Source organism: Limosilactobacillus caviae (assembly GCF_014635905.1).
GTDB classification, from domain to species: Bacteria; Bacillota; Bacilli; order Lactobacillales; family Lactobacillaceae; genus Limosilactobacillus; species Limosilactobacillus caviae.
Genome location: NZ_BMDS01000004.1, coordinates 119,890 through 146,051 on the forward strand (window position 1 = coordinate 119,890; position 26,162 = coordinate 146,051).

38 protein-coding genes are annotated in these 26,162 nt (G+C 39.1%); 37 read left to right on the forward strand and 1 reads right to left on the reverse strand.

Annotation, left to right across the window (positions count from 1 at the left end; genetic code table 11):
• The first annotated feature begins 33 nt into the window (after positions 1-33).
• Both rpoC and IEU90_RS06645 read left to right on the forward strand, forming a co-directional pair.
• Positions 34-3,669, forward strand: a complete 3,636-nt coding sequence (gene rpoC, locus IEU90_RS06640) for a DNA-directed RNA polymerase subunit beta' (protein ID WP_153709916.1) — start codon at positions 34-36, stop codon at positions 3,667-3,669.
• Positions 3,670-3,734: 65 nt separating this feature from the next.
• Positions 3,735-4,913, forward strand: a complete 1,179-nt coding sequence (locus tag IEU90_RS06645) for a DUF998 domain-containing protein (RefSeq protein ID WP_188357904.1) — start codon at positions 3,735-3,737, stop codon at positions 4,911-4,913.
• A 55-nt stretch (positions 4,914-4,968) separates the two neighbouring features.
• Here the strand turns inward: IEU90_RS06645 and IEU90_RS06650 are convergent, their stop codons facing one another.
• Positions 4,969-5,640, reverse strand: coding sequence for a prepilin peptidase (locus IEU90_RS06650; protein WP_153709918.1), 672 nt, complete (start codon positions 5,638-5,640; stop codon positions 4,969-4,971).
• 265 nt (positions 5,641-5,905) lie between these two features.
• On the opposite strand from IEU90_RS06650, the gene rpsL reads away from it, so the two are divergent.
• The 35 genes from rpsL (at position 5,906) to IEU90_RS06825 (ending at position 26,162) form a co-directional block, all read left to right on the forward strand.
• Positions 5,906-6,325, forward strand: a complete 420-nt coding sequence (rpsL, locus tag IEU90_RS06655; protein ID WP_003664576.1) for a 30S ribosomal protein S12 — start codon at positions 5,906-5,908, stop codon at positions 6,323-6,325.
• A 19-nt stretch (positions 6,326-6,344) separates the two neighbouring features.
• Positions 6,345-6,815 (forward strand): 30S ribosomal protein S7, encoded by a 471-nt coding sequence (gene rpsG, locus IEU90_RS06660; protein WP_153709919.1) that lies wholly within the window; start codon positions 6,345-6,347, stop codon positions 6,813-6,815.
• Between the two features lie 139 nt (positions 6,816-6,954).
• Positions 6,955-9,042, forward strand: coding sequence for an elongation factor G (gene fusA, locus IEU90_RS06665; RefSeq protein ID WP_163704344.1), 2,088 nt, complete (start codon positions 6,955-6,957; stop codon positions 9,040-9,042).
• A gap of 395 nt (positions 9,043-9,437) precedes the next feature.
• Entirely contained in the window at positions 9,438-9,746 is a 309-nt protein-coding gene (gene rpsJ / locus IEU90_RS06670) for a 30S ribosomal protein S10 (RefSeq protein WP_153709921.1), read from the forward strand.
• A 48-nt stretch (positions 9,747-9,794) separates the two neighbouring features.
• Positions 9,795-10,454: a 50S ribosomal protein L3 gene (gene rplC / locus IEU90_RS06675; protein ID WP_153709922.1), complete on the forward strand. Its 660-nt coding sequence runs from the start codon at positions 9,795-9,797 to the stop codon at positions 10,452-10,454.
• Between the two features lie 21 nt (positions 10,455-10,475).
• A complete protein-coding gene (gene rplD / locus IEU90_RS06680; RefSeq protein WP_153709923.1) occupies positions 10,476-11,099 on the forward strand; it encodes a 50S ribosomal protein L4 in 624 nt (207 codons plus the stop codon).
• Positions 11,099-11,395 carry a 50S ribosomal protein L23 gene (gene rplW, locus IEU90_RS06685; RefSeq protein ID WP_153709924.1) on the forward strand — a complete coding sequence of 99 codons (297 nt, stop codon included), beginning with the start codon at positions 11,099-11,101 and terminating at the stop codon, positions 11,393-11,395. The genes rplD and rplW overlap by 1 nt, the downstream gene beginning before the upstream one ends.
• A 25-nt stretch (positions 11,396-11,420) precedes the next feature.
• A complete protein-coding gene (gene rplB, locus IEU90_RS06690; RefSeq protein ID WP_003664563.1) occupies positions 11,421-12,266 on the forward strand; it encodes a 50S ribosomal protein L2 in 846 nt (281 codons plus the stop codon).
• 40 nt (positions 12,267-12,306) lie between these two features.
• Entirely contained in the window at positions 12,307-12,585 is a 279-nt protein-coding gene (gene rpsS / locus IEU90_RS06695) for a 30S ribosomal protein S19 (RefSeq protein WP_003716091.1), read from the forward strand.
• Between the two features lie 17 nt (positions 12,586-12,602).
• Positions 12,603-12,950 (forward strand): 50S ribosomal protein L22, encoded by a 348-nt coding sequence (gene rplV / locus IEU90_RS06700; RefSeq protein WP_003664558.1) that lies wholly within the window; start codon positions 12,603-12,605, stop codon positions 12,948-12,950.
• A 12-nt stretch (positions 12,951-12,962) separates the two neighbouring features.
• Positions 12,963-13,628, forward strand: a complete 666-nt coding sequence (rpsC, locus tag IEU90_RS06705) for a 30S ribosomal protein S3 (RefSeq protein WP_003664556.1) — start codon at positions 12,963-12,965, stop codon at positions 13,626-13,628.
• 3 nt (positions 13,629-13,631) lie between these two features.
• The gene (gene rplP, locus IEU90_RS06710) at positions 13,632-14,066 is read left to right on the forward strand and encodes a 50S ribosomal protein L16 (protein WP_003664555.1); all 435 of its coding nucleotides are present in this window, start codon (positions 13,632-13,634) and stop codon (positions 14,064-14,066) included.
• The gene (gene rpmC / locus IEU90_RS06715; protein ID WP_057805829.1) at positions 14,056-14,262 is read left to right on the forward strand and encodes a 50S ribosomal protein L29; all 207 of its coding nucleotides are present in this window, start codon (positions 14,056-14,058) and stop codon (positions 14,260-14,262) included. Before rplP ends, rpmC begins: the two co-directional genes overlap by 11 nt.
• A gap of 24 nt (positions 14,263-14,286) precedes the next feature.
• Positions 14,287-14,553, forward strand: coding sequence for a 30S ribosomal protein S17 (gene rpsQ / locus IEU90_RS06720; RefSeq protein ID WP_003664551.1), 267 nt, complete (start codon positions 14,287-14,289; stop codon positions 14,551-14,553).
• A 69-nt stretch (positions 14,554-14,622) separates the two neighbouring features.
• Entirely contained in the window at positions 14,623-14,991 is a 369-nt protein-coding gene (gene rplN / locus IEU90_RS06725) for a 50S ribosomal protein L14 (RefSeq protein WP_076459600.1), read from the forward strand.
• 35 nt (positions 14,992-15,026) lie between these two features.
• Positions 15,027-15,335, forward strand: a complete 309-nt coding sequence (gene rplX / locus IEU90_RS06730; RefSeq protein WP_153709925.1) for a 50S ribosomal protein L24 — start codon at positions 15,027-15,029, stop codon at positions 15,333-15,335.
• A gap of 28 nt (positions 15,336-15,363) precedes the next feature.
• Positions 15,364-15,906, forward strand: coding sequence for a 50S ribosomal protein L5 (gene rplE, locus IEU90_RS06735; RefSeq protein ID WP_153709926.1), 543 nt, complete (start codon positions 15,364-15,366; stop codon positions 15,904-15,906).
• 15 nt (positions 15,907-15,921) lie between these two features.
• A complete protein-coding gene (locus IEU90_RS06740; protein WP_003664547.1) occupies positions 15,922-16,107 on the forward strand; it encodes a type Z 30S ribosomal protein S14 in 186 nt (61 codons plus the stop codon).
• 30 nt (positions 16,108-16,137) lie between these two features.
• A complete protein-coding gene (gene rpsH / locus IEU90_RS06745) occupies positions 16,138-16,536 on the forward strand; it encodes a 30S ribosomal protein S8 (RefSeq protein ID WP_003664546.1) in 399 nt (132 codons plus the stop codon).
• A 29-nt stretch (positions 16,537-16,565) separates the two neighbouring features.
• Positions 16,566-17,102 (forward strand): 50S ribosomal protein L6, encoded by a 537-nt coding sequence (gene rplF, locus IEU90_RS06750; RefSeq protein WP_153709927.1) that lies wholly within the window; start codon positions 16,566-16,568, stop codon positions 17,100-17,102.
• A 62-nt stretch (positions 17,103-17,164) separates the two neighbouring features.
• Complete coding sequence (gene rplR / locus IEU90_RS06755) at positions 17,165-17,521, forward strand: 50S ribosomal protein L18 (RefSeq protein WP_003664543.1); 357 nt, start codon at positions 17,165-17,167, stop codon at positions 17,519-17,521.
• A gap of 20 nt (positions 17,522-17,541) precedes the next feature.
• A complete protein-coding gene (rpsE, locus tag IEU90_RS06760; RefSeq protein ID WP_003664542.1) occupies positions 17,542-18,051 on the forward strand; it encodes a 30S ribosomal protein S5 in 510 nt (169 codons plus the stop codon).
• A 15-nt stretch (positions 18,052-18,066) separates the two neighbouring features.
• Positions 18,067-18,249, forward strand: coding sequence for a 50S ribosomal protein L30 (gene rpmD / locus IEU90_RS06765; RefSeq protein WP_003664541.1), 183 nt, complete (start codon positions 18,067-18,069; stop codon positions 18,247-18,249).
• A 31-nt stretch (positions 18,250-18,280) separates the two neighbouring features.
• Positions 18,281-18,715 carry a 50S ribosomal protein L15 gene (rplO, locus tag IEU90_RS06770; RefSeq protein WP_153709928.1) on the forward strand — a complete coding sequence of 145 codons (435 nt, stop codon included), beginning with the start codon at positions 18,281-18,283 and terminating at the stop codon, positions 18,713-18,715.
• A gap of 1 nt (position 18,716) precedes the next feature.
• The gene (gene secY, locus IEU90_RS06775) at positions 18,717-20,033 is read left to right on the forward strand and encodes a preprotein translocase subunit SecY (protein ID WP_153709929.1); all 1,317 of its coding nucleotides are present in this window, start codon (positions 18,717-18,719) and stop codon (positions 20,031-20,033) included.
• Positions 20,034-20,038: 5 nt separating this feature from the next.
• Entirely contained in the window at positions 20,039-20,692 is a 654-nt protein-coding gene (locus IEU90_RS06780) for an adenylate kinase (RefSeq protein ID WP_308738384.1), read from the forward strand.
• 134 nt (positions 20,693-20,826) lie between these two features.
• Positions 20,827-21,045 (forward strand): translation initiation factor IF-1, encoded by a 219-nt coding sequence (gene infA, locus IEU90_RS06785; protein WP_003664537.1) that lies wholly within the window; start codon positions 20,827-20,829, stop codon positions 21,043-21,045.
• A gap of 35 nt (positions 21,046-21,080) precedes the next feature.
• Positions 21,081-21,200: a 50S ribosomal protein L36 gene (rpmJ, locus tag IEU90_RS06790; RefSeq protein ID WP_003664535.1), complete on the forward strand. Its 120-nt coding sequence runs from the start codon at positions 21,081-21,083 to the stop codon at positions 21,198-21,200.
• 31 nt (positions 21,201-21,231) lie between these two features.
• Positions 21,232-21,597, forward strand: coding sequence for a 30S ribosomal protein S13 (gene rpsM / locus IEU90_RS06795; RefSeq protein WP_003668778.1), 366 nt, complete (start codon positions 21,232-21,234; stop codon positions 21,595-21,597).
• Positions 21,598-21,632: 35 nt separating this feature from the next.
• Entirely contained in the window at positions 21,633-22,022 is a 390-nt protein-coding gene (gene rpsK / locus IEU90_RS06800) for a 30S ribosomal protein S11 (protein ID WP_153709931.1), read from the forward strand.
• 85 nt (positions 22,023-22,107) lie between these two features.
• Entirely contained in the window at positions 22,108-23,052 is a 945-nt protein-coding gene (locus tag IEU90_RS06805) for a DNA-directed RNA polymerase subunit alpha (RefSeq protein ID WP_153709932.1), read from the forward strand.
• 34 nt (positions 23,053-23,086) lie between these two features.
• Positions 23,087-23,470: a 50S ribosomal protein L17 gene (rplQ, locus tag IEU90_RS06810; protein WP_153709933.1), complete on the forward strand. Its 384-nt coding sequence runs from the start codon at positions 23,087-23,089 to the stop codon at positions 23,468-23,470.
• A gap of 226 nt (positions 23,471-23,696) precedes the next feature.
• A complete protein-coding gene (locus tag IEU90_RS06815; RefSeq protein WP_188357905.1) occupies positions 23,697-24,524 on the forward strand; it encodes an energy-coupling factor transporter ATPase in 828 nt (275 codons plus the stop codon).
• Positions 24,500-25,366: an energy-coupling factor transporter ATPase gene (locus tag IEU90_RS06820; protein ID WP_153709935.1), complete on the forward strand. Its 867-nt coding sequence runs from the start codon at positions 24,500-24,502 to the stop codon at positions 25,364-25,366. The genes IEU90_RS06815 and IEU90_RS06820 overlap by 25 nt, the downstream gene beginning before the upstream one ends.
• A complete protein-coding gene (locus IEU90_RS06825; protein ID WP_153709936.1) occupies positions 25,359-26,162 on the forward strand; it encodes an energy-coupling factor transporter transmembrane component T family protein in 804 nt (267 codons plus the stop codon). The genes IEU90_RS06820 and IEU90_RS06825 overlap by 8 nt, the downstream gene beginning before the upstream one ends.

Genomic DNA, 26,162 nt, shown 5'->3' on the forward strand with positions numbered 1-26,162 from the left:
GCTACGGTTTACTGAAAGAAGGAGGAACATCCTTTGATTGATGTCAATAAATTTGAAAGTATGCAGATCGGTCTGGCATCTCCAGATAAGATCCGTAGTTGGTCATATGGGGAAGTAAAAAAGCCTGAGACGATTAACTACCGGACATTGAAGCCAGAAAAGCAAGGTCTGTTTGACGAACGAATCTTTGGCCCAACCAAGGATTACGAATGTGCGTGTGGAAAGTACAAGCGTATCCGTTACAAAGGTCGTGTTTGTGATCGTTGTGGTGTTGAGGTTACAAGTGCAAAAGTTCGTCGTGAACGGATGGGGCATATTGAATTAGCTGCTCCAGTATCCCATATTTGGTATTTTAAAGGGATTCCAAGTCGAATGGGGCTTGTATTAGACATGAGTCCACGTTCACTTGAAGAAGTTATCTACTTTGCTTCATATGTTGTTCTTGATCCTGGTGATACTCCACTTGAAAAGAAGCAGCTTTTAACTGAAGCTGAGTATCGTGATAAGAAAGCAGAATACGGTGACCGTTTTAAGGCTGAAATGGGTGCTGCTGCGATCCAAAAACTTCTGGCAGATGTTGATCTGAACAAGGAAGCTGCTGAATTAAAAGAAGAATTGAAGGAAGCTACTGGTCAAAAGCGGACACGAGCTATTCGTCGTCTTGATATTCTTGAAGCTTTCATCAAATCTGGAAATAAGCCTGAATGGATGGTCATGGATGTAATTCCAGTTATGCCACCTGATTTACGGCCAATGGTTCAACTTGAAGGTGGACGATTTGCTACATCTGATTTGAACGACTTATATCGGCGGGTTATTAACCGTAATAACCGGTTAAAACGTCTTCTTAAATTACAAGCTCCAGGAATTATCGTTCAAAACGAAAAGCGGATGCTTCAAGAAGCAGTTGACGCTCTGATTGATAATGGTCGTCGTGGCCGTCCGGTTGCTGGACCAGGTAATCGTCCGTTGAAGTCACTTTCACACTTGCTTAAAGGTAAGCAGGGACGGTTCCGTCAAAACTTGCTTGGTAAGCGTGTTGACTACTCAGGTCGTTCAGTTATTGATGTTGGCCCATCATTGAAGTTAAATCAAATGGGACTACCTGTTCCAATGGCTCTTGAATTGTTCAAGCCATTCATCATGCATGAATTAGTTAAGCGTGGCCTTTCTGCTAATGTTAAAGCAGCCAAGCGGAAGATCGATCGTAGTGATGATGATGTCTTTGATGTATTAGAAGATGTTATTAAAGAGCACCCGGTTCTATTAAACCGGGCCCCTACTCTTCACCGATTAGGTATTCAGGCTTTTGAACCAATTTTAGTGTCTGGGAAGTCAATGCGTCTTCACCCATTAGTATGTTCAGCATACAATGCCGACTTTGATGGGGACCAAATGGCTATTCACGTTCCGTTATCTGATGAAGCACAAGCAGAAGCACGTTTGTTAATGCTTGCTGCTCACCATATTCTTAGTCCTCGTGATGGAGAGCCTATTGTATCACCATCACAGGATATGGTTATTGGTAACTACTACATGACCACTGAAGATAAGGGTCGTGAAGGGGAAGGAATGATCTTTAAGGATACTGATGAAGCGGAAATTGCTTACCGTAATGATTATGTTTCATTACAAACCCGTGTTGGGGTTCAAGTATCTGCATTCCCAGAAAAACCATTCACTGATGAACAACGGGGCAAAATCATGGTAACAACGGTTGGTAAACTTCTTTTCAACCGAATTATGCCTAAGGATTTTGCTTACATCAATGAACCAACAGATGGAAATATTCAAAATGGTGTAGATGACCGATTCTTCTTGGAACCAGGTCAAGACATTCAAGAATATCTTGAAAATGCACCATTGGTTCCGCCATTCAAGAAAGGCTTCTTATCTGACTTGATTGCGGAAGTGTACAAGCGTTACAAAGTTACTAAGACTTCACAATTCTTGGACCGTATTAAGGACCTTGGATACTATGAATCAACTATTTCTGGTTTGACTACTGCTATGTCTGATATTCACGACTTGCCAGAAAAGCCAGAAATCCTTGATAAAGCACAAAAGCAGGTTGCTTTAATTACAAAGCAATTCCGTCGTGGACTAATTACTGATGATGAACGATATGAACGAGTAATTGGTGCATGGAATGATGCTAAGGATGAAGTTCAAAACAAGTTAATTGAACACATGGATATCCATAACCCAATTAACATGATGTCTGACTCTGGTGCTCGGGGTAACATTTCAAACTTTACTCAGTTAGCTGGAATGCGTGGATTAATGGCATCACCAAACGGTAAAATCATGGAATTACCTGTTAAGTCAAACTTCTATGAAGGACTTTCTGTTTTGGAAATGTTTATTTCATCTCATGGTGCTCGTAAAGGTATGACTGATACAGCCTTGAAGACTGCTAACTCGGGATACTTAACTCGGCGTCTTGTTGATGTTGCACAAGATGTTGTTGTTCGTGAAAAAGATTGTGGTACTGATCGTGGGCTTGAGGTTACTGCTATTACTAATGGTAATGAAATGATTGAACCACTTTACGATCGGATTATGGGTCGTTACACTATGAAGTCCGTTTTCGATCCTAAGACTGGCGAAAAGATTGTTGGTAAGAACGTTCTTATTGATGAAGCGATGGCGCAAAAGATTGTTGATGCGGGTGTTAAGAAAGTAACTATTCGTTCAGCATTTACTTGCAATACTGAACATGGTGTTTGTGAACGTTGTTATGGACGAAATGCCGCTACTGGTGACCGTGTAGAAGCCGGTGAAGCTGTCGGAACTGTTGCTGCTCAATCAATTGGTGAACCAGGTACTCAGTTAACTCTTCGTAACTTCCACACTGGTGGGGTTGCTGGTAACGATGATATTACTCAAGGTCTTCCTCGTATCCAAGAAATTGTTGAAGCACGTAATCCTAAGGGTCGTGCAACAATTACTGAAGTTACTGGTGAGGTTGTATCGATTGAAGAAAATCCTGCTGAACGGACCAAAGATATTACCGTTAAGGGTGAGACCGATACGCGGACTTACACGCTTCCAATCACTGCACGAATGAAGGTTGCTGAAGGTGACTTTATTCATCGTGGAGCACCACTCAATGAAGGTTCAATTGATCCTAAGGAATTAATTCAGGTTCGTGACGTTCTTTCTACTGAAACTTACCTCTTGTCACAAGTTCAAGGTGTTTACCGTATGCAAGGTATTGACTTGTTAGATAAGCACGTTGAAATTATGATTCGTCAAATGATGCGGAAAGTTCGCGTTATGGATCCAGGTGATACTGATCTATTACCTGGTCAATTAATGGATATTAGTCAATTCCGTGATGCTAACAAGGACACGTTAGTTGCTGGTAACATTCCTGCAACAGCTCGTCCAGTAATTCTTGGTATTACTAAGGCTGCCTTAGAGACAAACAGTTTCTTATCAGCTGCCTCATTCCAAGAAACTACACGGGTATTAACTGATGCTGCTATTCGTGGTAAGAATGATCCATTAGTTGGTTTGAAAGAAAATGTTATTATTGGTAAGATTATTCCTGCAGGTACTGGTATGAGTGCTTACCGGAATATCAAGCCAAAAGAAGTTAGTGTAGCTGCTTACTCAATTAAAGATATTGAGGCAAAGTTAAAAGAAGAAGATAAGCAAAACTAATATAAAAACGGCAATGGTAACCTGTATAGGTGCTGTTGCCTTTTTTCTTTGAATGAGGTGATTACTTGGTTAAAAAATATCAAATAGAAATTCCTGAATCAGCTTTTGATAAAACTGATTTTTCAATTGGTGAAGAGTTATCGCTTAGTGTTAATCATAAGCAAATTAATATTCGTCCTATAAAAGTAAGCGATCAGCTACCTAAGATTAATATTTTTTGGTATGTTATTCCAGCAATTATTTTAGCTAGTGTTTTTTTGATCTTTTTTAGTTTGAAAAAGATTAGTACAGTTCCAATAACTGGCGATGATTATTCTATTGCAAATGGTGCGTTATTCCTAGGCGTGTGTAGCGGTGTACTATCATTTTTAATGACATTTATTATTACTAAAATTTTGGGAAAGGGTCCTAGTAAAGATTTTCATTGGCGAAGCTTGCCAACAATTACAATTGCATGTGGCTTAATTATTGCCTTTTCTTTTTCAGCTATTTTTTGGCTATTTGGCCAGATGTTTAAGGATGCTCAGTTTGATATTTATACTGCGACCGCATTTATATTTGTAATACTAGCAGCACTAAACTACATAATGATTAACTTAGCATTAACATTATCGTCTAGTGTGATTACCAATTTGTTAACAATTATGATTATTGGGGGAATGTTATTTTCGATGTTGACTAATTCCTCAAGAGATTGGTGGCGCTATAACTTTAGCTTTTTAGGAACCGCTAAAAATTCAACAAATTTCCAGTTTAATATAACGTTAATTTTTACTGGTTTATTAATGATTGCCTTAGTAGATTACTTGTTTGTCAACATTCAACGACGATATCATGGTTATAAAATTCAGGCTTTACGCTGGCTGTTAATTATGTTAGCAGTATGTATTGCAGCTATTGGCCTTTTTCCTAATAATCCAGAATTTCATGTTTTACATGATCGAATTGCAATGTGGCTTGTTTATATTATGTTGATTCTAATAGTTGTAATTAGGTGGGTGCTACCGGAAGTTACTAAACAATTTTTAACAATTTCATACACCATTGGGGCAGTGATGAGTATTGAATATATTGTTTTTAAGCTATCAAATTATCTTTCTTTGACTGCCTTTGAATTATTTGAATTTGGGTTGGCCTTTTCTTGGCTATTGTTGTTGCTGCAAAATATAGAAAACCTTGCGCAGTTTGGGCAAAATCTTTTTGTTGTTAAATTAAAGCCGGTAAAGCAAGATAAAGTAAATTAATTTTAGTTACATAAAACTCCAGGAATTTTGACTAAAACGTCAATTCTTGGAGTTTTTAGCATCCCTGAATAAAGATACTAAGAAACGTGGTAAATGCTAAAGCTGGAACAAAGGGTAACTTAGCTTTATGAGTAGTCACAAAACAAACAAGCATAATTAGTGAGCTGATTTGAATAATTAAAAGAGTTTGTTGCCATCCCCAAATAAGGCAAATAATAAATAAAAACTCTATATCACCATTTCCAAGGGTTTTAGTTAGCGCTGTAAACAGCAATAGGCTGATTGCTAATATACATGCGGAAGCAAAATTAGAAAGATAGTCTTGCGGAACGGAGAGAAAAGCAACAGGAAAAAGTCCAATTAGGCAATAAGGATATATAATTTGAGCAAAGAAATCGGTGGATGCAAGAAAAATCAAACACGTTAAAAATATAATAATAATGGCATCATGAAGGGGGTCATAAATAATTAAAATGGCGAAGGCGGTTCCGGAAAGTAATTCAATTAATGGTAGGTAAAAATTGATTTTTTGTTTACAATAAAAACATTGTCCGTGGAGTATAACAAAGCTTAAAATAGGAATAAGCTGCCACCAGCACAGGGGTAAGCGACAGTTATCACAATAAGAGCGTGGGAACATTAATGGCTGATTAGTAGCGAGTCGATAACTGTAAGAAGCGATGAATGATGCTAATGATGCACCAAATATAAACGAAATAATTGACATGATAACCCTCCTAATTAATAAATACGTATTTTTTGTGTAATTGCACTTCTAAATTAATGATTTAAAAGAAATAATCAATGATACATTGACATTCATGTGAGTGCATGATAGTCTATTTAAGGTGCTTTTTTAGCAACGGAGTGTCTGTCGTTGGGCAGATGCGTCAACGAAGGCACGACAATTGTATAACACATGTAGGAATTTTTTTATTCATAAAAATGAACCGCCTGGATGTGTGGACTTAAATAAGGAAGGGGAAAAAATAATGCCAACCATTAACCAATTGGTACGTAAAGGCCGTAAGAGCCACAAGGGCAAGTCAAAGTCACCAGCTCTTGGTTATGTTTACAACACTTTCAAGAAAGAAGAAATTAAGACTCCATCACCACAAAAGCGTGGAGTTGCTACTCGTGTGGGTACTATGACACCTAAGAAGCCTAACTCAGCTTTACGGAAGTACGCCCGTGTACGTCTTTCAAACTTAATCGAAGTTACTGCTTACATTCCTGGTATTGGTCATAACCTCCAAGAACACTCAGTTGTTTTAATTCGTGGTGGTCGTGTTAAGGATTTACCTGGGGTTCGTTACCACATCATCCGTGGTACTCTAGATACTGCCGGTGTTGAAGGCCGTATGCAATCACGTTCTAAGTACGGTGCTAAGAAGCCTAAGGATAAGAAGTAATTTAAGGAGGAGTTAAGTAATGCCACGTAAAGGACATGTACAAAAGCGTGAAATTTTACCAGATCCAATGTACAACTCAAAGTTGGTTACTAGCTTAATTGATCACTTGATGATTGATGGTAAGCGTGGAACTGCTACTAAGATTTTATACGCTGCTTTTGATGAAATTAAGAACAAAACTGGTAATGATCCAGTTGAAGTATTCCAACAAGCAATGGAAAATGTTATGCCTGTTTTGGAAGTTAAGGCTCGTCGTGTTGGTGGTTCAAACTACCAAGTTCCGATTGAAGTTCGTCCAGACCGTCGTACTACATTAGGTCTTCGTTGGATTGTTCAATACGCACGTTTGCGTGGAGAACACACTATGGTTGAACGTCTTGCACGTGAAATCATTGATGCTTCAAACAATACCGGAGCATCAGTTAAGAAGCGTGAAGATACGCACCGTATGGCAGAAGCCAACCGTGCATTCGCACACTACCGCTGGTAATAATCACTGTCAATTGATACTGGTTATTTAACTAGTTTCAGTGAAGGGGTGACGTAATTTGTACTCAAGCGTCACCCCTTTTTGAAAATAAATGCTAAAATAAGTATAACCATATTTTGGAAGGAGATACTCTTTTAAGATGGCTAATAAACGTGAATACCCACTTGCTAAAACTCGTAACATCGGTATCATGGCACACATTGATGCTGGTAAGACGACTGCAACTGAGCGGATTCTTTACTATACTGGTAAGATTCACAAAATTGGTGAAACCCATGATGGTGCTTCACAAATGGACTGGATGGATGAAGAAAAGGAACGTGGTATTACTATCACTTCAGCAGCTACAACAGCTGTTTGGAAGGATAATCGTATCAACATCATTGATACTCCAGGACACGTGGACTTCACTGTCGAAGTTGAACGTGCTTTGCGGGTTCTTGATGGTGCTGTAACAGTTCTTGATGCTCAAGCTGGTGTTGAACCACAAACTGAAACTGTTTGGCGTCAAGCTGACCAATTTAACGTTCCACGAATTGTTTTTGCTAACAAGATGGATAAAATTGGTGCTAACTTTGATTACTCCGTTCAAACTATTAAAGATCGTTTGAATGTTACGCCACTTCCAATTCAAATGCCAATTGGTGCTGAAGATGATTTCATTGGTTTAGTTGACTTAGTTAAGATGGTTGCCTATGTTTACGATGAAGATAAACTTGGCACTAACTGGGACACTGTTGATATTCCTGATGATATGAAGGAAGAAGCTCAAAAGCGTCACGATGAAATGGTTGAAACTTTAGCTGACATTGACGATGACCTCATGGAAAAGTACCTTGAAGGTGAAGAAATTTCAGTTGACGAAATTAAGGCTGCAATTCGTCGTGGAACTTTGGATGAAAAGATTTTCCCTGTATTAGCTGGTTCAGCTTACAAGGATAAAGGTATCCAAATGATGCTTGATGCTGTTATCGATTACCTACCATCACCACTTGATGTTAAGCCTTTTGTTGCTCATGATGCTGATGGTAATGAAATTGAATTAACTGCTGGTGATGACAAGCCATTTGCTGCTTTAGCATTTAAGATTGCTACTGACCCATTCGTTGGTCGTTTGACATTCTTACGTGTTTACACTGGTTCACTTCAATCTGGTTCATATGTCCTCAATGCTACTAAGGATAAGCGTGAACGTATTGGTCGTTTGCTTCAAATGCACTCTAACCAACAACAAGAAATTCCTGAAGTATTTTCCGGTGATATCGCAGCTGCTATTGGTTTGAAGAACACCACTACAGGTGATTCATTAACCGATCCAGATCACCCACTTCAACTCGAATCAATGGACTTCCCAGAACCAGTTATTCAAGTTTCTGTTGAACCTAAGTCAAAGGCTGATCAGGATAAGATGGACAAGGGACTTCAAAAGCTTGCTGAAGAAGATCCAACCTTTAAGGCTGAAACGAACCCTGAAACTGGTGAAACCTTAATTGCCGGTATGGGTGAATTACACCTTGATATTATTGTGGAACGTCTTCGTCGGGAATTCCATGCTGAAGTTACTGTAGGTAAGCCACAAGTTTCATACCGTGAAGCATTTACTAAGACTGCAAGTGCTCAAGGTAAGTTTGTTCGTCAATCTGGTGGTAAAGGTCAATACGGTGATGTATGGATCGAATTTACACCGCTTAAAGAAGGGGAAGGATTTGAATTTGAAGATGCCATTGTTGGTGGTGTTGTTCCTCGTGAATTCATCCCTGCTGTTGAACAAGGATTAAAGGAAGCTATGCAAAATGGTGTCCTTGCTGGTTACCCACTTGTTGACATGCATGCTAAGCTTTATGATGGTAGTTACCACGAAGTCGATTCTAGTGAAGCTGCCTTCAAGGTTGCTGCATCATTAGCTCTTAAGAACGCTGCTAAGAAGGCTGATCCAGTTATCCTTGAACCAATCATGAAGGTTGATATCGTTGTACCACAAGACAACATGGGTGATGTTATGGGTCAAGTAACAGCTCGTCGTGGTACGATTGATGGAATGGAAGAACGTGGTAATGCACAATTAATTCACTCATTCGTTCCACTTTCAGAAATGTTTGGTTATGCTACTGCATTACGTTCTGCTACTCAAGGACGTGGTACTTTCACTATGACTTTCGATCACTACTCAGCTGTTCCTAAGTCTGTTCAAGAAGATATCATTAAGAAAAATGGTGGCAATAACTAATTATTGACATCTTAATCTCAAATCCATCAAAGAACTGTAGTTTGAATATTACAGTTCTTTTTTGTTTGCGTAAAAAATCAATTAGTTAGACTCAGATATAGATAGGGAGTTGATATTCAGAAAATTATATATTTTGCTAGTAGAATAAAATGCGAATTTTACAAAAATATTTCAATCGAAAATATTTTAGGAAATTACTTGAACTAATCGTGTTTCTTTAGTATTATGGATAGGTGCTTGAGCTTTGGAGGTAGATTTGCCTTACCCCCATATAGTATTAAGCTGCGAAGCGTTGATGCGGAAGGTTGCGACACACCCGGCCGCTTTGCCACAGGATGTGGCGGTAATTTCCGCGGAGCTAGTCAAATTTCAAATCTGACGAAGGAGGGAACATAATGGCAAAACAAAAGATTCGTATTCGGTTAAAGGCTTATGAACACCGTATCTTAGATCAATCAGCTGACAAGATTGTTGATACTGCTAAGCGGACAGGTGCTCAAATTTCAGGTCCTATTCCGTTACCAACTGAACGGACTATTTACACAGTTATTCGTTCACCACACAAGTTTAAGAAGTCTCGGGAGCAATTCGAAATGCGCACTCACAAGCGTTTGATCGATATTGTTGACCCAACACCAAAGACTGTAGATTCATTAATGAAGCTCGATCTTCCAAGTGGTGTTGACATTGAAATTAAGCTTTAATTGTTAGAATAAGAATTATACATAAAACAGAAAATTGGAGGTGTACTCATGACCAAAGGAATCTTAGGTAAAAAGGTTGGAATGACTCAAGTTTTCACTGATAATGGTGAATTAGTTCCAGTTACTGTTATCGACGTAACACCAAACGTTGTAATGCAAATTAAGACTGTTGAAAATGATGGTTACAATGCCGTACAACTTGGTTTCGATGACAAGCGGGAAGTTTTGAGCAACAAACCTGAACAAGGTCATGCAGCAAAAGCAAATACGACCCCTAAGCGCTTCATCGGTGAAATCCGCGACGCTGAATTAGGGGACATTAAAGTCGGAGACGAAGTTAAGGCTGACGTTTTCGCAGAAGGTGAAACTGTCGACGTTACGGGTACTACCAAGGGTCATGGTTACCAAGGTAACATCCACAAGGATAACCAATCTCGTGGACCTATGGCACACGGTTCTCGTTATCACCGTCGTCCTGGTTCATTAGGTGCAATTATCAACCGGGTCTTCAAAGGTATGAAGCTTCCTGGTCGTATGGGTGGCAAGACTGTCACTATGCAACATTTACAAGTTGTTAAGGTTGATCTTGACAATAATGTATTACTCATTAAGGGTAATGTGCCTGGTGCAAACAAGTCTTACGTAACTATTAAGAACTCTGTTAAGGCTAACACTAAGAAGAGCCTTAGTAAGCAACACAATAAATAAGAAGAAAGGAGGAAGTAAATAATGACTAGCGTTAATTTGTATAAACAAGATGGTAGCCAAAATGGTACTGTTGAATTGAACGATGCAGTATTTGGTGTTGAACCAAATGAAAATGTTGTATTCGATGCTATTTTGCGTCAACGTGCTTCATTACGTCAAGGTACACATGCTGTAAAGAATCGTTCTGCTGTTAGCGGTGGTGGTAAGAAGCCATGGCGTCAAAAGGGTACCGGTCGTGCTCGTCAAGGATCAATTCGTTCACCACAATTCCGTGGTGGTGGTATTGTTTTTGGACCTACTCCACGTTCTTACAAGTACAGCCTTCCTCGTAAGGTTCGTCAACTTGCAATCAAGTCTGCCCTTTCTCAAAAGGTTCTTGATAACAGCTTTGTAGTAGTTGATGCATTAAACTTTGATGCACCAAAGACAAAGGAATTTGCTGATGTTATGAGTAACTTAAACGTTGCCGAAAAGACATTAATTGTTGTTACTGATGATGACAAGAATGCTGCCTTATCAGCACGTAACTTAGCAAATGCTACTGTTGTTACTCCAGCTGGTGTTAACATCTTAAACGTTGTTGATAATCAAAAGATTGTTATCACTAAGTCAGCTCTTTCTCAAGTAGAGGAGGTGCTCGCATAATGGAAGCACGTGACATTATTTTACGTCCAGTAGTTACCGAAGCATCAATGGCCGGTATGGACAACAAACGTTACACTTTTGATGTTGATTTACGAGCAACTAAGACACAAGTTAAAAATGCTGTTGAAGAAATTTTTGACGTTAAAGTTGTTAAAGTTAACATTATGAATGTAAAAGGTAAGTTAAAGCGCCAAGGTCGTTACGAGGGATACACTAAACGTCGTCGTAAGGCTATTGTAACTTTATCTGCTGATTCAAATGAAATTAAGCTGTTTAATGATAACAGCGAAAACTAATCACTAAAAAAAGGAGGAAAAAACAGTGGGAATTCGTAAATACAAAGCAACCACTAACGGTCGTCGTAACATGAACGGTTATGACTTCGCTGAAATCACGAAGACTACACCTGAAAAATCATTGTTAGCACCGTTAAAGCACACTGCTGGTCGTAACAGTTATGGTCATATTACTGTTCGTCACCGTGGTGGTGGTACTAAGCGTCAATACCGTATTATTGACTTTAAGCGTATTAAAGATGATGTTCCAGCTACTGTAAAGGCAATTGAATACGATCCAAATCGTACTGCAAATATTGCTTTACTTGTTTACGCTGACGGTACTAAATCATACATCATTGCTCCAAAAGGCTTAAAGGTTGGTATGACCGTTCAATCTGGTCCTGATGCTGATATCAAAGTTGGTAATGCTCTTCCATTAAAGAACATTCCAGTTGGTACTGTTATTCACAACATTGAATTAAAACCAGGTAAGGGTGGTCAACTTGCTCGTTCAGCTGGTGCTTCAGCTCAATTACTTGGTAAAGAAGAAAAATACGTTTTAGTTCGTCTTTCTTCTGGTGAAGTTCGTATGGTTCTTGCTACTTGCCGTGCTACTATCGGTACTGTTGGTAATGACGAACATGCCTTAATTATTAAGGGTAAGGCTGGTCGTACTCGTTACGCTGGTCAACGTCCACACGTTCGTGGTTCTGTTATGAACCCTAATGATCACCCACATGGTGGTGGTGAAGGTAAGCAACCTGTTGGTTTACCATCTCCTCTTTCTCCATGGGGTAAGAAGACTGTTGGTAAGAAGACCCGTTCACACAAAGCTCGTTCAAACAAGTTTATTGTTCGTGGTCGGAAGCGCGGTCCACATACTCGTTAATATTTATATACGTTTTAATACCCGAGAGGAGGTACACTAAATGGGTCGTAGTTTGAAAAAAGGACCTTTCGCTGATGCTTCATTACTGAAGAAGGTTAAGGAGCAAGAAGGTTCTGAAAAGAAAACTGTCATCAAGACATGGTCACGTCGTTCTACCATTTTCCCAAGCTTTATTGGATACACATTTGCAGTATATGATGGTCGGAAGCATGTACCAGTTTATGTACAAGAAGACATGGTTGGTCATAAGTTAGGTGAATTTGTTCCTACTCGGACTTTCCATGGTCATGCTGCTGATGACAAGAAGACAGGTAAGTAAGGAGGGTGAAGTAAAACATGGCTGAAAACATTACGTCAGCTAAGGCTACTGCCAAAATGGTGCGAGTTTCTGCTCGTAAAGTTCGTCTTGTACTTGACGCCATTCGTGGTAAGAGTGTTGCCGAAGCATTTGCTATTTTGAAGTTCACCCCTCGTGGTGCCGCTTCAGATGTTGAAAAAGTATTAAAATCTGCTGTTGCAAACGCTGAAAACAATTTCGACTTAGATCGTGCTTCATTGGTTGTAAGCGAAGCTTTTGCTAACGAAGGACCAACTCTTAAACGGTTCCGTCCTCGTGCTAAAGGTTCTGCTTCTCCAATTAATAAGCGGACTAGTCATATTACAGTGGTTGTTACAGAACGATAGGAGGAATGAATAGTGGGTCAAAAGATCAATCCTAATGGTTTTCGTGTTGGGGTCATTCGTGATTGGACCGCAAAGTGGTACGCTGATAAGGACTTTGCTGATTACCTTAACGAAGACCTTCGAATCCGTAAGTATATTGAAAAGCGACTTGCTGATGCCTCTGTATCAACCGTTGAAATTGAGCGTGCAGCTAATCGCGTAAACGTATCAATTCATACAGCCAAGCCAGGTATGGTTATTGGTAAAGGTGGTTCAGAAGTTGAAGCACTTCGTAAAGAACTTAACAAGTTAACTGGCAAACGTGTTCACATTAATATTGTAGAAATTAAAAAGCCAGATTTAGATGCTCACCTTGTAGGTGAAAGTATTGCACGTCAATTGGAAGCTCGTATTGCTTTCCGTCGTGCTATGCGTGGTGCTATGCAACGTGCTATGCGTGCCGGTGCTAAGGGTATTAAGACTCAAGTTGCTGGTCGGCTAAATGGAGCAGATATGTCACGGATTGAATCATACTCTGATGGTACTGTTCCATTGCATACACTTCGTGCAGATATTGATTATTCTTGGGATGAAGCTAATACTACCTATGGTGTTCTTGGTGTAAAGACATGGATCTACCGTGGTGAAGTGCTTCCTACTAAGAAGAACTCAAACAATGATGAACAAGGAGGGAAGTAACACATGTTAGTACCAAAACGTGTAAAGCACCGTAAGGTTCAACGTGGCCACATGCGCGGTGAAGCTAAGGGTGGTAAAACAGTTACTTTTGGTGAATTTGGTTTACAAGCTCTTGATTCACATTGGATTAGCAACCGTCAAATCGAAGCTGCTCGTATCGCTATGACGCGTTACATGAAGCGTGGTGGGAAAGTTTGGATTAAAATCTTCCCACAACTCTCATACACCAGTAAAGGTGTCGGAGTTCGTATGGGTAATGGTAAAGGTGCTCCAGAAGGATGGGTTGCTCCAGTAAAACGTGGCAAGGTAATGTTTGAAGTAGGAGGCGTTTCTGAAGAAGTCGCTCGTGAAGCTTTACGTCTTGCCGGTCACAAGTTGCCAGTTCGCACTAAGATCGTACAACGTGAGGAAGTAGGTGGACAATCTAATGAAAAGTAAAGATTATGTACAAGAACTGAATGGATTAACCACTGACAAGCTACTTGACCGTGAAAAGGAACTGAAGGAACAATTGTTTAACTTACGTTTCCAATTAGCAACCGGCCAGTTGGAAAATACTGCAAGTCTTAAGCAAGTACGCAAGGACATTGCACGGGTTAAGACAGTTCTTCGTCAACAACAATTAAATAAATAAGAATACGAAAAGGAGGATTAGCGCATGAGTGAAGAACGTAATGCACGTAAGGTTTACCAAGGCCACGTTGTTTCAGATAAAATGGATAAGACTATCACTGTTGTAATTGATACTTACAAGAGTGCTCCTATCTATGGAAAGCGTGTTAAGTACTCAAAGAAGTACTACGCTCACGATGAAAACAACGAAGCTAAGACCGGCGACACTGTACAAATTATGGAAACTCGGCCATTATCAGCTAAGAAGCGTTTCCGTCTTGTAAAGATTGTCGAAAAAGCTGCTACCCTTTAATTTAGCAGACAACTCTAAAAAATATTCGTATTCTAATTCTTATTTGTAGATGGAAGGAGGACATTAACCGTGATTCAACAAGAAAGTCGGTTGAAGGTCGCTGATAATTCCGGTGCTCGTGAAATCCTAGTTATTAAGATTTTAGGAGGTTCTCGAGTTAAAACAGGTAATATCGGTGATATCATTGTTGCTACTGTAAAACAGGCAACACCAGGTGGCGTTGTCAAAAAGGGTGACGTTGTTAAGGCCGTAGTTGTACGGACTAAGCAAGGTATTCACCGTAAGGATGGTTCATACATTAAGTTTGATGAAAATGCCGCTGTTTTGATTAACAACGACAAGAGCCCTAAGGGTACCCGTATTTTTGGCCCAATCGCTCGTGAGCTTCGTGGAGACGACTTCATGAAGATCGTTTCATTAGCTCCAGAAGTTCTCTAAAGATTTAACCGAAAATAAGGAGGTGCACAATCAACATGTTCATTAAAACAGGTGACAAGGTTCGCGTAATCGCCGGTAAGGATAAGGGTAAGGAAGGTACTGTTAAAAGTGTACTTGCTTCTCAAAACCGTGTTGTCGTTGAAGGTGTAAATATTGTAAAAAAACACCAAAAGCCAAGCAACTCAAATCCTAATGGTGGCGTTATTGATACAGAAGCAGCAATTAATGCTTCAAACGTAATGCTGATTGATCCTTCAACAAATGAACCAACTCGTGTGGGTTACAAGTTCGTTGATGGTAACAAGGTTCGCGTTGCAAAGAAGTCAGGTAAAACACTTGACTAATTTATAAGGAAGGGAGGAATAACTTCTAATGGAAAACCGTTTGAAAGCTAAATACGAAAATGAAATTCGTCCAGCATTAATTGAAAAGTTTAACTATTCTTCAGTTATGCAAGCACCTAAGATTGATAAGATTGTCTTAAACATGGGTGTTGGTGATGCAACTACCAACTCTAAGAATCTTGACGAAGCTGTTGAAGAACTTGGTTTGATTTCTGGTCAAAAACCTTTAATTACAAAGGCTAAGAAGTCAATTGCCGGTTTCCGTCTTCGTGAAGGAATGTCAATTGGTGCTAAAGTTACATTGCGTGGTGAACGCATGTATGATTTCTTGGATAAATTAGTTAATGTGGCCTTACCACGTGTTCGTGACTTCCACGGTGTAAGTAACAAGGCATTTGATGGTCGTGGTAATTACACTCTTGGTATCCATGAACAATTAATTTTCCCTGAAATTGATTATGATAAAGTTAACCGAGTTCGTGGGTTGGATGTTGTTATTGTTACAACTGCTCAAACTGATGAAGAATCACATGAATTACTTGCACAACTCGGCATGCCGTTTGCTAAATAAAGGAGGTTCCACAAATTGGCTAAAAAATCAATGATTGCTAAGTGCAACCGTCCAGCTAAGTTCTCAAGTCGTGAATACACGCGTTGTGCACGTTGTGGACGTCCGCACTCTGTTTACCGTAAATTCCACTTATGCCGGATTTGCTTACGAGAACTTGCCCATAAGGGACAAATTCCTGGTTTGAAGAAGGCTAGCTGGTAAACAAAAACCGACAAAAGGAGGAAAACATCGATGTCTATGAGTGATCCAATTGCAGATTTCTTAACTCGTATTCGTAACGCTAACATGGCTCAACACGAATCAGTAGAAGCACCTGCATCAAAGATGAAGAAGGACATCGCTGAAATCTTAAAGAACGAAGGTTTCATTCGCGATGTTGAATACGTTGATGATAACAAGCAAGGCATCATCCGTGTGTTCTTAAAGTACGGTAATGACGGTCAACGCGTTATTTCTGGCTTAAAGCGTATTTCTAAACCTGGTTTACGTACATACGTTAAGTCTGATGCTGTACCTAAAGTTCTTAATGGATTAGGAATTGCCATCATTTCAACATCAGAAGGTGTTGTAACTGATAAAGTTGCTCGCGCCAAGAAAATTGGTGGCGAAGTTATCGCTTACGTTTGGTAAAAAATAATTATTAGATAGGAGGTGCAAAGATGAGTCGTATTGGTTACAAAGAAATTGATTTGCCAAGTGGTGTTGAAATTTCTCAAGATGGTAATGTAGTTACTGTTAAAGGTCCTAAAGGTACTTTATCTCGTGAAATTTCACCATTAATCAAAATGACTATTGATGGTAATGTAGTAAAATTTGATCGTGATGCTGATACTAACAAGTTGAAGATGTTACACGGTACTACTCGTGCTAATGTTAATAACATGGTTGAAGGTGTTGTTAATGGCTACAAGAAAGTTCTTAAGCTTGTCGGTGTTGGATACCGTGCTCAATTTAAGGGTAATAAGTTGATTTTAACTGTTGGTTACTCTAACCCAGTTGAAATGGATAAGCCAGAAGATGTTGATATCAACGTACCTGACAACACTACTATTGAATTAAGCTCAATTAACAAGGAACACCTTGGTAATTTTGCTGCAGAAGTTCGTGCTGTACGTTCACCAGAACCATACAAAGGTAAAGGTATTCGTTACGAAAACGAACACATTATCCGTAAGGAAGGTAAGACTGGTAAGTAATCTTAGAAGATTATTTAACATTCTTTTAATTAATAAAATAAATATAATAAGAGGTGACTGTTGTGATTTCTAAACCAGACAAAAACAAGATCCGTCAACGTCGTCATTTACGCGTTCGCGGTAAGATTTCTGGTACTGCGGAGCGCCCACGCTTAAGTGTTTACCGTTCAAACAAAAACATTTACGCTCAATTAATTGATGACGTAAAGGGTGTGACGCTCGCAAGTGCCTCCACAAATGACAGTGAAGTAAGTGGAAAGACTAAGACTGAACAAGCTAGTGGCGTAGGTGCTTTAATTGCCAAGCGTGCTAACGAAAAGAACATTACTGAAGTTGTATTTGACCGTGGTGGTTACCTTTACCATGGACGTGTTCAAGCCTTAGCTGAAGCTGCTCGTGAAAACGGACTTAAATTCTAAAAAAGGAGGAATAACCTGCAATGGCATCATCAGAATTCATTGATCCAGCAAAGTTGGATTTGGACGATCAAGTTGTAGCCATCAACCGGATTACTAAGGTTGTTAAGGGTGGACGTCGTATGCGTTTTGCCGCTTTAGTAATTGTTGGTGACCGTAAAGGTCATGTTGGCTTTGGTACTGGTAAAGCTCAAGAAGTTCCAGAAGCTATTCGTAAAGCACAAGCTGCTGCTGAAAAGAACTTGATTACTGTTCCTATTGTTGGAACTACTATTCCACACGAAGTTATTGGTGTATACGGCGGTGGAAAGATCATGTTAAAGCCAGCTGTTGAAGGTTCTGGAGTTGCTGCCGGTGGTGCGGTTCGTAACGTTATGGACCTTGCCGGTGTTGCCGACGTTACTTCAAAACGTCTTGGTTCTAACACCCCTGTTAATGTTGTTCGTGCAACATTTGAAGGACTAAAGCAATTGAAGAACGCTGAAGAAGTTGCAAAGTTACGTGGTGTTTCTGTAGACCACTTAGCAGAATAAGGAGGGCACTAAATTATGGCTCAAGTAAAAGTTACCTTAATTCACAGTGTTGCCCACCGACAACCTACTCAACGCCGTACTGTTAAGGCATTGGGCTTAGGTAAGATCAATAGCTCAGTTATCTTACCAGATAACGCGGCAACACGCGGTCAAATTTTTAAGATCGCTCACTTGGTTTCTGTTGAAGAAGTTAAGTAATTAAAATTAAATAATAAGGAGGTGCCTATCAATGAAGTTAAACGAATTGAAGCCAGCTGCTGGTTCTCGTTCTAAGCGTCTTCGTAAAGGTCGTGGACTTTCATCAGGACATGGTTTTACATCAGGACGTGGTACTAAAGGTCAAAAGGCTCATGGAAAGACCCGTTTAGGATTTGAAGGGGGCCAAATGCCACTTTACCGGCAAATTCCAAAACGTGGATTTACTAACATTAACCGTAAAGAATACGCAATTGTTAATTTGGCATCATTAAACAAGTTTGATGATGGTACTGAAGTTACGCCACAATTATTGATGGAAAGTGGTTTAGTCAAGAACATGAAGAGCGGCATTAAGGTTCTTGGTAGCGGTAAGCTTGAAAAGAAATTAACTGTTAAGGCTAATAAGTTTTCTGCTTCTGCGGTTTCTGCAATTGAAGCTGCCGGTGGTAAAACTGAGGTGATGTAGTTTGTTCACAGCCGTCAAAAATGCATTCAAAGTAAAAGATATCCGTAAAAAGATTTTCTTTACATTGTTTGTATTGATTGTCTATCGGATTGGGGCAGCGATTACCGTTCCTGGAGTTAACGCTGCTGCTTTGCAGGAAATCTCCTCAACCGGTTTAGCATCAATCCTCAATACCTTTAGTGGTGGTGGACTGGAGAACTATTCATTATTTGCAATGGGTGTTTCTCCATATATTACTGCTCAAATTGTTGTTCAACTATTACAAATGGATATTGTTCCGCGTTTTGTTGAATGGAGTAAACAAGGAGAAGTAGGACGGCGAAAACTTAATCAAGCAACCCGATGGTTAACGATTGTATTGGGATTTATTCAATCAATCGGTATTACCGCCGGGTTTAATGCATTAAGTACAATTCGTTTGGTTAATCACCCAGGCGTTCAAACATATCTAACAATCGGATTAATTTTAACTGCGGGTACAATGTTTGCTACCTGGATGGGGGACATGATTACCGAACGTGGTTTAGGTAATGGTGTTTCCATGTTAATTTTTGCCGGTATTGTTGCACAAATGCCAGGTGGAATTCGCCAACTATGGGATGACCAAATTGCCGGTGAATCTGGTTCTGCCTTATGGATGGGAATTGGATTTGTTGCCCTTGTAATTGTAGCAATTTTGATTATTGTGGCGTTTGTTACTTGGGTACAGCAGGCTGAGAGACGCTTACAAATTCAGTATACGAGACGAACTACTACTTCACCGTCCAGTAGTTATCTTCCCTTGAAGATTAACGTATCGGGTGTTATTCCAGTTATTTTTGCTGGTTCGTTTATATCAACACCTCAAACCATTTTAATGGCTTTTCAGCAAAATCATGGTGGAGATAGTTGGTATCAAATCATGACGACCATTTTTAACATGCAATCTGGTCCTGGGATCGCACTGTATGTATTTTTGATTGTTGTATTTACCTTTTTCTATGCCTTTGTTCAGGTTAATCCAGAAAAACTTGCTGAGAACTTACAAAAGCAGGGAAGTTATATTTCTGGAGTGCGTCCTGGAAAGGGAACACAAGACTATATTTCTTCATTGTTAATGCGATTAAGTACAGTTGGTTCATTATTCTTAGGATTAATTTCCTTAATTCCGTTAATTGCAAGTAATGTATGGAACTTAAGTCAGTCAATTGGTTTAGGTGGTACAAGCTTACTAATTATCGTGCAAATTGCTTTAGATGTTGTTCGACAGTTAAATGGACTAACAATGAAGCGTGAATATATCGGATTTATTCGAGAACCTAAAGGAGGAAATAACTAATGAGTATGAACCTTGTATTAATGGGTCTTCCAGGTGCTGGTAAAGGTACACAGGCTCAAAAAATCGTTGAAGACTTTTCTATTCCTCATATCTCAACTGGGGATATTTTCCGGGCTGCTATGAAAAATGAAACGCCTATGGGAATTGAAGCTAAGAAATATATTGACAAAGGTGAACTGGTTCCTGACGAGGTTACTAATGGTATCGTTAAGGAACGGTTAGCTCAAGATGACACTAAAGATGGCTTTATGCTAGATGGATTTCCTCGTAATCTTAATCAGGCAGATGCTTTGGATAAGATATTGGCAGAGAGTAATCGGCATCTTGATGCTGTGATCAATATTCACGTTGAACCGGACGTATTGGTAGAACGTTTAAGTGGACGTTTTATTTGCCGCAACTGTGGAGCTACTTATCATAAAATTTATAATGCCCCTAAGGTTGCAGGCACATGTGACGTTTGTGGTCATCATGATTTTTATCAGCGTGATGATGATAAGCCTGAAACGGTTAAGAATCGTCTAGATGTTAATATTAAGTTGAACACGCCACTGGTAGACTATTACCAAAAGCAAGGTATTTTACACGAAATTAATGGTGAACAGGATATCGACAAAGTTTATGAAGATATCAAGAAAGTATTAACTAACCTAAACTAGATATTAGTTATCTCTTGCGAAGTTTAGAAACTTATGCTAAACTATGCAAGGTTTATCTATCTGAGTAGTGGGAAGTAGCATACTTTCCACCATTTTTACGTAATATCTAGAATTAGGTAAGGAGGTACTATTTCGTGGCAAAAGCCGATGTGATTGAAGTAGAAGGTAAAGTAACTGAAACTTTACCTAATGCAATGTTTAAAGTTGAATTGGAAAACGGAGCAGAAATCTTAGCTCATGTTTCTGGTAAGATTCGGATGCACTATATTAAGATTTTACCAGGTGATCGAGTAAAGGTTGAAATGTCTCCATATGATCTCACTAAAGGTCGTATCACATTCCGGTTCAAGTAGTTATTGATCAATTACTCTCATAGGAGGATTTTATAATGAAAGTAAGACCATCTGTTAAAAAGATGTGTGAGCACTGCAAGATCGTTAAGCGTAATGGTCGTGTGATGGTTATTTGCTCTGCTAACCCAAAGCATAAGCAACGTCAAGGTAAGTAATTTATTATTTAATGAAATGGAGGTGTAGCTAATGGCTCGTATTGCAGGTGTCGATTTACCTCGTGACAAGCGAATCGTAATCGGCTTAACATATATTTTCGGTATTGGTGATTCTACTGCTAAGAAGATTCTTGAAAATGCTGGTGTATCAGAAGATATTCGTGTTCGCGATTTAACTCCTGATCAAGAAGAAAAGATCCGTGCACAAGTAGATCAAATTCAAGTTGAAGGTGATTTACGTCGTGAAGTTTCAATGAACATTAAGCGGCTTCAAGAAATCGGTTCTTACCGTGGTATGCGTCATCGTCGTGGGTTACCAGTTCGTGGTCAACACACTAAGAATAATGCTCGTACTCGGAAGGGTAAAGCTGTCGCAATCGCTAATAAGAAGAAGTAATTTTACTTTAATAAAAAAGGAGGTTAGTACTAGATATGGCAACCAAAAAAGGTACGCGTAAGCGTCGTGCAAAAAAGAATGTTGAAACTGGTGTTGCACACATTCACTCAACATTTAACAACACTTTGATCATGATTACTGACGTTCAGGGTAACGCTGTAGCTTGGTCATCAGCCGGTGTTTTAGGCTTTAAGGGAAGTCGGAAGTCCACTCCATTTGCTGCTCAAATGGCATCAGAAGTTGCTGCTAAGCAAGCTATGGAACATGGTATGAAGACTGTTGAAGTTGAAGTTAAGGGTCCAGGTTCAGGTCGTGAAGCTGCAATCCGTGCGCTTCAAGCAACTGGTTTGGAAGTTACTGCTATTCGTGATGTAACACCTGTTCCTCACAATGGTTCTCGTCCTCCAAAGCGTCGTCGTGTTTAATTGACATTGCTGGAGACAATTATTTCCATCAATTGCCTTTTTGTCTCAAATACGAACCACGTTTTGAAAGGGGTACAAGGATAGAATGATCGAATTTGAAAAGCCAAATATTCACAAAGTTGAAGAAACAGATAACTACGGTAAGTTTGTCGTAGAACCACTTGAGCGCGGTTATGGAACCACTCTCGGTAACTCGTTAAGACGTGTATTGATTGCATCGTTACCTGGTGCAGCGGTTACGAGTATGCAAATTGATGGTGTTTTACATGAATTTAGCACTGTTAAAGGTGTAACTGAGGATGTTACGCAGATTATCTTGAATCTAAAAAAAGTTTCTTTGAAAATTGATTCTGAGGATCAAAAGGACCTTGAATTAGATGTTAAGGGACCTGCTGAAGTAACTGCAAGTGATATCCAGGGTGATAATGAAGTCACAATTTTAAATCCTGATCTGCATATTGCAACTGTTGCTGATGGCGCAGAATTACACATCAAGTTAACTGCTGATAAGGGTCGCGGTTACCTTTCTGCTAACGATAATAAGGCCCGGATGGATGATCTTGCAATTGGTGTTTTACCGATTGATTCCATCTATACCCCAATTGAACGTGTAAATTACACTGTTGAAAACGCCCGGGTTGGTCAACGTAACGACTATGATAAGTTAACGCTGGATGTTTGGACTGATGGTTCATTAACACCAACCGAAGCAGTTAGTCTAGGTGCAAAGATTTTAACTGAACACTTAGCTATGTTTGTTGATTTAACTGAAACAGCGCAAAATGCCCAAGTTATGGTTGAAAAAGAAGAAACGCATAAGGAAAAGATGCTTGAAATGACTATTGAAGAGCTTGATCTTTCTGTACGTTCTTACAACTGTTTGAAACGAGCTGGCATTAATACTGTTAAAGAATTAACTGACAGAACAGTGTCTGATATGATGAAAGTTCGGAACTTAGGACAAAAGTCGTTAGAAGAAATTAAACTTAAGTTAAATGATCTTGGTGTTTCATTCCGCCAAGACGACTAATTGATATACCAATTGCAAAGGAGGGAACCACTTTATGAGTTACCGTAAATTAGGACGTACAAGTTCACAACGTAAGGCTTTATTACGTGATTTAACTACAGATTTAATCGTTAATGGTCGAATTACTACTACTGAAGCACGTGCCAAGGAAGTTCGTAAGACTGCTGACAAGATGATTACACTTGCTAAGCATGGTGATTTAGCTTCTCGTCGTAAGGCTGCCGCTTTTGTACGTAATGTTGTTGCTGATGTTAAGGAAGATGGCGATGATATTCGTGTACAATCTGCTCTTCAAAATCTTTTTGAAGAGATTGCTCCAAAGTATGCAGACCGTAACGGTGGTTACACACGCATCTTGAAGACCATGCCTCGTCGTGGTGACGGTGCACCAATGGTTATTCTTGAATTAGTGGACTAATTTATATTTGTTCACATAAATTAAATACGTAATAAAGAATCACTATCATTGATAGTATAGAGCGTTACGATGGTGGGAAATTACCCTAGTCTAGCTTGAATGCGGGAAACCCTCGCGCACTTCGATGGTAAGTGATTTTTTATTTTAAATTGAAATTTTATAGATAATTTTCTAGTGGACTTTGCTAAAATATATTTATTAACTAATCTTGAAAAGAGGAATCGTTGTGACCCAGATTAAGATTCGGAATCTTACATTTAAGTATCCAGATAGTAAATCTTTAGTATTAGATAATATCAACCTTGATATTAAAGCGTCTTCTTGGACAGCAATTATTGGGCACAATGGAAGCGGAAAAAGTACACTTGCTAGGTTGATTGATGGGTTACTAATGCCTACATCGGGACTAATAGAAGTAGATGGGATGAAAGTCGATGAAAACACTTTGGGGATAATTCATCAGCAAATCGGATTTGTATTTCAAAATCCTGAAAATCAATTTGTTGGTGCTACAGTTGCTGATGATGTTGCATTTGGTCTTGAAAATCGTCAAATTTCTCGTTTAGAAATGGAAGACAGGATTAATAGTGCCCTGGCGATGGTAGGAATGACTAAATATAAAAATGTGGAACCGATTAATCTTTCAGGAGGACAAAAGCAACGTGTAGCATTGGCAGGGGTTCTTGCCTTAATGCCCAAAGTAATTATTCTTGATGAAGCAACTAGTATGTTAGATCCTCGAGCGCGTCAAGAAATATTGACTTTACTTAAGAAACTAAAAAAAGAATATAACCTATCAATTATTTCCATCACGCATGATCTTAATGAAATTGAGTTAGCAGATAAAATCGTGGTAATAAATGATGCAAAAATTGCAAAACAAGGTTCCCCAGCAGAGATTCTTGGGGATAAGGAGTTGCTACTAAAAATAGGTGTAGGAATACCAGCTAGCCAGCAATTGCAATCTTTATTAGTTGAAAGAGGAGTAACTATTCCACAAAAATACTTAAGTTTAGAGGAGTTAAAAAATTGGCTAAGTCAGCAGTTACAATAAAAGATCTCCATTATAAATATCCGAATACAACTAGTGAGGCATTATCGGATATTTCATTGACTATAAAAGAGCAGGAGTTTGTTGCTATTGTCGGACAAACCGGAAGTGGTAAATCAACATTAGTTTCCTTAATTGATGGGTTAATCAAGCCTGAAAAAGGTGACCTTAATGTTGCTGGATTAAAAATTAATGCAACAACTAAGGCTGAAGATTTGAGCAAGGTTCATCATCGTGTCGGGTTTGTTTTCCAATTTCCTGAACAACAACTTTTTGCTGAAACGGTTGAAGAAGATATTGCTTTTGGTCCGCGTAATTTGGGATGGACGGCAGGGCAAATTAAGAAATCTGTCGATGATGCCTTAAAAATGGTTGGACTACCCGTAGCATTAAAGACTCATTCTCCTTTTGCACTTTCTGGAGGACAAATGAGACGAGTTGCTATTGCAGGAGTATTAGCAATGAAACCACAAATCCTAATTCTTGATGAACCTACTGCTGGTTTAGATACGCAGGCAACAAATGAATTGCTTAAGCTGATTAAACAGCTAAATAACAAAGCAACAACAGTTATAATGGTTACTCACCAAATGGAACAAGTGGCGCGCTATGCTGACCATGTGATTGCGATGAGTGAGGGGAAAGTAATTGCTGATACAACTCCTCGGCACCTATTTAGTGATTCGCAACAATTAGCAAAGTTATCATTAACTTTACCTATTTCTGTTGATATTGCCCAATTTCTTAGGAAACATGATGCTAAACTAGAAAATACTGAGCCGCTTACTTTAGATTCATTGGCAGATGAAATAGTAAAAGCGATGAGGAGCAAAGAAAATGAATAATAAAATTGTTTTTGGTAGTTATGTGCCAGTAAAATCAATTCTTCATCGTCTTGATCCACGGATAAAGCTTATAATGTGTATTGTTTATGTAATTTTGATTTTCTTTGTTAATGACTGGTTAACAGCTTTATGGCTCCTTGCCGCTCTTTTCTTGGCTATTAAATTGAGTAATGTTGCCTTAAAGCAGTATTGGCAAGGAATTAAGCCGCTTTTTTTGATTATTTTGATTACTGTAGCCTTTCAAATTTTATTTAGTAGCGGAGGAAAAATGTATTGGCATTGGGGAATAATGGCAATTACTCAAGACGGATTGATAAATTCTTTAATCATTCTTTACCGTTTTATTATTATTATTACCGCTTCGACAGTTCTAACCGCTACAACTCAAACATTTCAAATTGCAGATGCTCTAGCATGGTTAATGAAACCATTAAAAGTAGTTAAAGTTCCTGTTAATCAGATTACGTTAATGCTTTCAATTGCATTACGATTTGTCCCAACAATTATGGATGAAACTACTAAGATTATGAAAGCTCAACGTGCAAGAGGAATTAATTTTAATTCGGGAAATATTTTGACGCGGATTCAACATCTGGTGCCGATTTTAATTCCGTTATTTGTTAATTCATTTAAACGGGCAGAAGAATTAGCCACAGCAATGGAAGCCCGCGGTTATGACCCGAATGCTCCGCGCACTCATTATCGTCAGCTAACATGGCATACTTATGATATATGGGCAGCATTAGGATTAGGAATTGTAATAATTGGGTTACTGTGGATCCGAATAATTTTTTGA

What these genes read in the sequence shown, in the direction of transcription:
- rplO (WP_153709928.1), top strand. Translation starts at nt 18,281, where the DNA reads ATGAAGTTAAACGAATTGAAGCCAGCTGCTGGTTCTCGTTCTAAGCGT.
- fusA (WP_163704344.1), top strand. Translation starts at nt 6,955, where the DNA reads ATGGCTAATAAACGTGAATACCCACTTGCTAAAACTCGTAACATCGGT.
- rpsL (WP_003664576.1), top strand. Translation starts at nt 5,906, where the DNA reads ATGCCAACCATTAACCAATTGGTACGTAAAGGCCGTAAGAGCCACAAG.
- rplF (WP_153709927.1), top strand. Translation starts at nt 16,566, where the DNA reads ATGAGTCGTATTGGTTACAAAGAAATTGATTTGCCAAGTGGTGTTGAA.
- rpsK (WP_153709931.1), top strand. Translation starts at nt 21,633, where the DNA reads ATGGCAACCAAAAAAGGTACGCGTAAGCGTCGTGCAAAAAAGAATGTT.
- rpmJ (WP_003664535.1), top strand. Translation starts at nt 21,081, where the DNA reads ATGAAAGTAAGACCATCTGTTAAAAAGATGTGTGAGCACTGCAAGATC.
- rpsQ (WP_003664551.1), top strand. Translation starts at nt 14,287, where the DNA reads ATGAGTGAAGAACGTAATGCACGTAAGGTTTACCAAGGCCACGTTGTT.
- rplD (WP_153709923.1), top strand. Translation starts at nt 10,476, where the DNA reads ATGACTAGCGTTAATTTGTATAAACAAGATGGTAGCCAAAATGGTACT.
- rpsS (WP_003716091.1), top strand. Translation starts at nt 12,307, where the DNA reads ATGGGTCGTAGTTTGAAAAAAGGACCTTTCGCTGATGCTTCATTACTG.
- rplW (WP_153709924.1), top strand. Translation starts at nt 11,099, where the DNA reads ATGGAAGCACGTGACATTATTTTACGTCCAGTAGTTACCGAAGCATCA.
- rplE (WP_153709926.1), top strand. Translation starts at nt 15,364, where the DNA reads ATGGAAAACCGTTTGAAAGCTAAATACGAAAATGAAATTCGTCCAGCA.
- rplX (WP_153709925.1), top strand. Translation starts at nt 15,027, where the DNA reads ATGTTCATTAAAACAGGTGACAAGGTTCGCGTAATCGCCGGTAAGGAT.
- IEU90_RS06825 (WP_153709936.1), top strand. Translation starts at nt 25,359, where the DNA reads ATGAATAATAAAATTGTTTTTGGTAGTTATGTGCCAGTAAAATCAATT.
- rpmC (WP_057805829.1), top strand. Translation starts at nt 14,056, where the DNA reads ATGAAAAGTAAAGATTATGTACAAGAACTGAATGGATTAACCACTGAC.
- rplV (WP_003664558.1), top strand. Translation starts at nt 12,603, where the DNA reads ATGGCTGAAAACATTACGTCAGCTAAGGCTACTGCCAAAATGGTGCGA.
- IEU90_RS06805 (WP_153709932.1), top strand. Translation starts at nt 22,108, where the DNA reads ATGATCGAATTTGAAAAGCCAAATATTCACAAAGTTGAAGAAACAGAT.
- rpsE (WP_003664542.1), top strand. Translation starts at nt 17,542, where the DNA reads ATGGCATCATCAGAATTCATTGATCCAGCAAAGTTGGATTTGGACGAT.
- IEU90_RS06780 (WP_308738384.1), top strand. Translation starts at nt 20,039, where the DNA reads ATGAACCTTGTATTAATGGGTCTTCCAGGTGCTGGTAAAGGTACACAG.
- rplC (WP_153709922.1), top strand. Translation starts at nt 9,795, where the DNA reads ATGACCAAAGGAATCTTAGGTAAAAAGGTTGGAATGACTCAAGTTTTC.
- rplQ (WP_153709933.1), top strand. Translation starts at nt 23,087, where the DNA reads ATGAGTTACCGTAAATTAGGACGTACAAGTTCACAACGTAAGGCTTTA.
- rpsJ (WP_153709921.1), top strand. Translation starts at nt 9,438, where the DNA reads ATGGCAAAACAAAAGATTCGTATTCGGTTAAAGGCTTATGAACACCGT.
- rpsG (WP_153709919.1), top strand. Translation starts at nt 6,345, where the DNA reads ATGCCACGTAAAGGACATGTACAAAAGCGTGAAATTTTACCAGATCCA.
- rpmD (WP_003664541.1), top strand. Translation starts at nt 18,067, where the DNA reads ATGGCTCAAGTAAAAGTTACCTTAATTCACAGTGTTGCCCACCGACAA.
- rpsH (WP_003664546.1), top strand. Translation starts at nt 16,138, where the DNA reads ATGTCTATGAGTGATCCAATTGCAGATTTCTTAACTCGTATTCGTAAC.
- rpsM (WP_003668778.1), top strand. Translation starts at nt 21,232, where the DNA reads ATGGCTCGTATTGCAGGTGTCGATTTACCTCGTGACAAGCGAATCGTA.
- rplP (WP_003664555.1), top strand. Translation starts at nt 13,632, where the DNA reads ATGTTAGTACCAAAACGTGTAAAGCACCGTAAGGTTCAACGTGGCCAC.
- IEU90_RS06650 (WP_153709918.1), bottom strand. Translation starts at nt 5,640, where the DNA reads ATGTCAATTATTTCGTTTATATTTGGTGCATCATTAGCATCATTCATC.